Below are 5,440 nucleotides of genomic sequence, written 5' to 3' on the forward strand. Positions count from 1 at the left end.
GGCGTCGAAGCTTGAACCATCTATGGTTTGAGTAGCTAAAAGCGGCAATCTTGCATCTGCCTAGTTCTCCGCAGCTTTGCTTCAAAAAAAGTAATTCTGCTCTATCTAATCTAAATTAGAGTGAGCAAAGTCAATCTGTTAAGTCCAACAGAGCGTTTTTCGCTTGTTAAAAAAAGTAGAAGCTACTGGTTTTGGCTTCGCCTTATATATTGCGTGACGGTGCCAATCTAGTGAGGAGATTTTCATATGACACGTGAGCAGTCCCCTTTCCTTATCAAATGTTCCTCATGTGGACAACAGGCCGACTTTGACATCATGACGCAATCGTATCGTTGTACGTACTGCGGAAACGTTGACTCTGTGGGCGATGCTCTTGCTAGTTTTAAGGCGCGCCAGAAAACTGGTGAGCAACGTGTGGCACTAGAGGCACGCGAGTATCCGCGCGTAGTTTACAACTGCCCCAACTGTGGAGCCGAAATTTCGGTAGAAGAAGGTGAAGCAGGAGGCATCTGCGACTATTGCGGAGGCAAGCTCGTGCGATCTGAGTTTACAGATGCTAGCAATATGCCTTGGACTATCATTCCTTTTGCTCTTACAAAGGCCGAGGCAGCGGCACAGCTTACTGCATGGTGCGACTCTCACGCAAGCACTCCTGAAGCTCGCAAGCTTAGGACGAGAATCTCCAACCTCAAGGGAGCTTATCTGCCTTACCAATATATTGCAGGTTCTGTTGTATGCGATGTTTCTCAGGACAACTCCGAACGCATTTATCATTGCGCTGGCGAGCTTAAGGATACGCCGGTCAATACGGTAAGTAACCTTGATAACGAACTACTTGATGCCGTTGAGCCTTTTGACTCATCAGGCATTCGTGAGTTTGAATTCGGTTGGATTGCGGGGCAGAAAGTAAAGTTACAGGATGTGAGTGAGGCAGAGCTCAAAAAACGCATTGCCGAAGAAGTACGTCATGACTATTCACCTATCTTTGCAAAAAAGTTTGGTACACAAGGAGTTGGTATTACACCATCTATCGACAACATGCTAAATACCACCACGCTTTTGCCCCTCTATTTTATAAAGAAGGGAAAAGCAACACTTGCTGCCGTGAATGGTCAGACTGGACGCGTTGCGATAAACACCAAGCGGTACAAATATGACTACAAATGGGCAATCGAAGCAGGACTGGCAACATTTGTAGTGCTGCTCGTTATGCTGTATTTATTCCGCGGGGTATACGAGATTTGGTACGAATGGATAGGTATGTCGGCAGCTGTTGCTGGAGTCGCAGGAATTCTTTTCTTTGGGGTACTTGGGCAAGATCGCGACACAAGCGGAACGCATGTTATTTATGACAATGGTGTTGTTAGTGCAGAGCGCGATGGCAATACACTTCGCTACGTCACCAGTAATGATGATAAGCAACTCAAAGCATCTGTAGCGCCACCTGTGCTTTTTGAGCGTCAGCAGGATGCCTGGGTGCCTGTTGATCTGCGTTTTTATACACCTCCCCGTGTGATGATGCTCATCTGTTTGAGTCTTTTTGCACTATTTGCACCTGTGGTGCTCGCAGCGTTGATTCGTCTTATTCAAGTTGCTTCGGACAGTAGAGCTTCGTCGGAGTTGTTTGCGAATTTTGATATTGGCTATGGCGCTGCATGGTATTGCATTGGCCTCTTTTTGATGATTCTTGCTGGGACAAAGGCTGGTCGAAGGCTGGTATTTGACTTCCCCATATTTCGCCGCATCATGCCTGATGGCAGCTTTGGTCCTTTTGATACAAGAAACTCTCGTGTTAAAGGTTCCCTGTTTGGCACTATCCTGCATACCGTGTTGGACATACTACGTGAATTGCCCCTTTTTGCCCTTCTTTTTGTCGTATTGCTCATAGGATCGGCTTGCGCGATTGCATTTTAAAAACGTCAGATAAAGATGAAAGCTATGGAAGAGGCTGCAATACCGCGTCTCTATTACTTCACTGCAACCTCTCCATGCTTTACGTTCGTCGCACGGCAATTGGTAGCTCCACGGTACAAGTACACCCGCAGCCCTCATTGTTCGCGAAGCTTGCTCGTCCACCATGGGCTGTAGCAATGCGTTGCACGATAACAAGTCCCAGTCCGTGTTCGGGGAGCTCGTCACTCGACTTCTTCTTAAGTGTCGAGAGCAACACATCCCCAAATCCATGCCCGTCATCGCTCACGGAGAGCATGCAGCGTTGTCCGAATGCCAATCCAAGCAATCCTGTGCGTATATCAAGCGATACAGTTACATGGCAGCCCTGTGGATTGTGCCGGATGCTGTTGCCTATGAGGTTTGATAGCATGCGCTTTAAGAGTGCCTCGTTGCCACGTATGCAGACACCTTCAGCTGCGGGTGCTACAGCCAGCTCTAGTTCGCAATCGCCCGTTTTCTCGTCTAAGAAACTTGCTACCACCAAGCGTGCAACTGCTGCGAGATGCACGTTGCAGGTATCAACTGGCTCCATGGAGTAACGTAAACGATTTGCCGTGTTGAGATCGGCAAGCAGCGCTGCTGTTTCTTGTGACTTTGTCACAATGCGCTTAGTGCGCACCCGCTCTGCGTTATCAAGATGAGGACTTTCTAATAGTTCACTTGCATCGGTAACAACCGCCGCAAGCGGTGTACGTACGTCGTGGGAAACCGCCGCCACCCATTCATTGCGTGCATCATCGCGCCGTTTCCATGATCGACGGGCAAATAGCCATGCGAGCACGACAAGCACACTCAGATCGGCAAAGAAAAGTGCAACGATGAGTAGAATATCTCCACCTAATACCGCAAAGCTCGATGTGAAGGAGTATTTCCACACCGAGTTCTTTGGCAGTCCTACCACTACCAGCCCCTCACCGTGTCTCCAAACGGATACGGGATAGTCGTTTAAGTACCAGCGTGCAAAAGATGCGACATCAGCAGGGGTATAGCTTGTTGGTACATCATCGGGTACATCAAGACCCCAGGCTAGCTGTCCATCTTTATTGATAAGCAAAGCCCAGCAGTTGCGCTTGCGTAGGTCTCGCACCATATTCGCAGAGAGAGTATATGTACTCCCTCGTTTAGTGAGTGCTTGAGATACCTCTGTGGCGGTTGGACCAGTATCGTTTGCACCTGTGAGGAAAAATGTCAAGGTGACCGCAGCCACGATGAGGACATTAACGATGAGGATGACTGCGGCGCCAATGATACAGGATGCGACAACACTCAGACCATTTTGCATGTGTGTACGCGCTAGCCTCTTCATTATGTATCCTCGTTCACCAGGCGATAGCCCAAGCCGCGTACCGTAACCACCCAGTATGGGCGTGAAGGATCATCCTCAACCTTCTCGCGCAGGCGGCGCATTAGGATTGCAAGAGCATTGGCATAGCCAAATTCATCTCCATAGACGCTGTGGCACAGTTCGTCGGTCGTCACGATAAGGCCACGACTCTCGGATAAGCGCTTGATGAGGGCATGCTCCTTGGCAGTGAGGGTTGCCACCGCGCTACCACCACGATGTACTTCACCTGTGGACAAATCAACTTTAGTCTTTCCCAGCACGATTGTAGGAAGTACTTCGGGTAGACGATAACTGCGACGTAATATGGCAGCTATTCGTAGCAAAAGCTCGGCGGGTAAGAATGGCTTGGTTACATAATCATCGGCGCCTAATCCCAAACCTCGTAGTCGGCTGGCATCCTCATCGCGGGCGGAGAGGAACAGCGCGGGTGCATCGCTCGTCTCGTGCAGGCGACGTAAAAGATCAAAACCGTTGCCATCAGGCAACATCACGTCAAGCAGGTAGATATGTGGCTGCCAGGTGCTGGCGAGGAAGAGGGCGTCCGCCACGGTAGCACTCCCATGCACATCGCGGTATCCCTCGCGACCAAGAAGTCCGAGCAATTGTGCGCGAAGGGTGGGATCGTCCTCCACCACCAGTATCCGCGCCTCGTATATATCTCTCATGCGCTTACCCCCTGTTTTCCTGCATTTTAACCTAGCAGTAAGAGGGGCTTTCTTAGGACATCCTTCTTACTCAAAAAATGAAAGCTAAATGAAAGGTCGGGGAAAGCGAGGTGAAATTTGCGGATTCTAGCCTTGAAATGGCGATTTGGATAGCTAATCGATAGGTTTGCTTTTCTCACAAGATTCAGATAGTTGGCAGGTCTTTTTAAGCTGCGTAGAAAGAGAAGCGAGGAAGGGGAAAGATGAGCGAATTGGCAATCGCTACGCATGCACTGAGTAAGTCGTACAGTGGCACGCGTGTTGTAGATGGCATCGAACTTAGGGTGCCAAAAGGAGCGGTGTATGGCTTTCTTGGCCCCAACGGAGCAGGAAAGTCCACCACCATGAAGATGATTTTGGGTCTTGTGCGTCCTTCGTCCGGAGAGGTGGACGTGTTGGGTGAGCGCATGGGAAGAATAAACCGCCTTGAGATTCTTGCACGTGTGGGCTCACTCATTGAGAATCCGAGTTGTTACCGTCATCTTACAGCACGCGAGAACCTTGATATCATTCGCAGGCTCAAGGGACTCCCCGTTTCGTCAATTGATGAGGCTCTCGAGACGGTGGGGTTGGCCGATACGGGCAAGAAGCTTGCGGGTCAGTTCTCACTGGGCATGAAGCAGCGCTTAGGACTTGCAGCAGCGCTGCTTGGCAATCCCAAATTGGTACTGCTTGACGAACCTACTAACGGCCTTGATCCCGAGGGTATACATGAAATGCGTGCGCTCGTCCGTAGGCTACCCCAGACACATGGCACTACGGTCCTAGTTTCGAGTCATTTGCTTTCTGAGATTGAGCAGATGGCCGATCAGGTGGGTATCATTAGTCGAGGCCATATGGTGTGGCAAGGTTCCCTTCAGGAGTTGAGGGCATGCGCCAAGCGACAGCTAGCCTTTCGCACGACCGATGACCAACGAGCATCTGTGCTCTTGGGTGCCACCAAACAGGATGGTTGGCTGCTGACTCCTTTTGCCGACGATGTGACGGTAGCGCGTCTTTCTCTCGCACTGGCACGGGCGGACATTGGCGTCGTGCGGATTGAGGAACGTAGCGAGAGTATCGAAGACCTTTTCCTTGCTCTTACAGAGAGGAGGGGTCTGTGATGCGTGCGCTTATGCTTGAGTTCGCGAAGCTCAGGCGCAAGAAAGTATGGCTCATCTGTTTTGCTACTGCTGCGCTCTGTCTTATATGGATGGCGCCCAGTGCTGCACGCACTATCCAGGGCTCATCGGACGGAACAACATCCCTGCTCTATATGGCTCCAATTGTAAACTCAATCGTTTTGACTCTATTTGCTGCAATTATTTCATCTCAAGCATGTGAGACTGATCACGAGGCACGGGCTCTAAAGGAGACCAGCTATATGAAGTCAAGACCTGAAAGCTAAAGTTTCAACCTTAGACAAGCAAGCGTTTACTGCACTTTGAGAGTTGAATAT

At 50.1% G+C, this 5,440-nt stretch carries 5 protein-coding genes; 3 read left to right on the plus strand and 2 right to left on the minus strand.

What is annotated here, in order from left to right:
• The first annotated feature begins 246 nt into the window (after positions 1-246).
• Positions 247-1,914 (plus strand): hypothetical protein, encoded by a 1,668-nt coding sequence (locus tag Q0X25_RS06920; protein WP_298580422.1) that lies wholly within the window; start codon positions 247-249, stop codon positions 1,912-1,914.
• 79 nt (positions 1,915-1,993) lie between these two features.
• Here Q0X25_RS06920 and Q0X25_RS06925 read toward each other — a convergent pair whose 3' ends face one another.
• Positions 1,994-3,259 (minus strand): sensor histidine kinase KdpD, encoded by a 1,266-nt coding sequence (locus Q0X25_RS06925; RefSeq protein ID WP_298580425.1) that lies wholly within the window; start codon positions 3,257-3,259, stop codon positions 1,994-1,996.
• Positions 3,259-3,963, minus strand: coding sequence for a response regulator transcription factor (locus Q0X25_RS06930; protein WP_298580427.1), 705 nt, complete (start codon positions 3,961-3,963; stop codon positions 3,259-3,261). The genes Q0X25_RS06925 and Q0X25_RS06930 overlap by 1 nt, the downstream gene beginning before the upstream one ends.
• A gap of 242 nt (positions 3,964-4,205) precedes the next feature.
• Between Q0X25_RS06930 and Q0X25_RS06935 the strand changes: the two genes are divergently transcribed.
• Together Q0X25_RS06935 and Q0X25_RS06940 are read left to right on the plus strand one after the other, a co-directional pair.
• Positions 4,206-5,105, plus strand: a complete 900-nt coding sequence (locus Q0X25_RS06935; protein WP_298580430.1) for an ABC transporter ATP-binding protein — start codon at positions 4,206-4,208, stop codon at positions 5,103-5,105.
• The gene (locus Q0X25_RS06940) at positions 5,105-5,389 is read left to right on the plus strand and encodes an ABC transporter permease (protein WP_298580433.1); all 285 of its coding nucleotides are present in this window, start codon (positions 5,105-5,107) and stop codon (positions 5,387-5,389) included. The genes Q0X25_RS06935 and Q0X25_RS06940 overlap by 1 nt, the downstream gene beginning before the upstream one ends.
• Positions 5,390-5,440 lie beyond the last annotated feature (51 nt).

This window comes from uncultured Olegusella sp., from assembly GCF_947253395.1.
Taxonomy (GTDB): domain Bacteria; phylum Actinomycetota; class Coriobacteriia; order Coriobacteriales; family Atopobiaceae; genus Olegusella.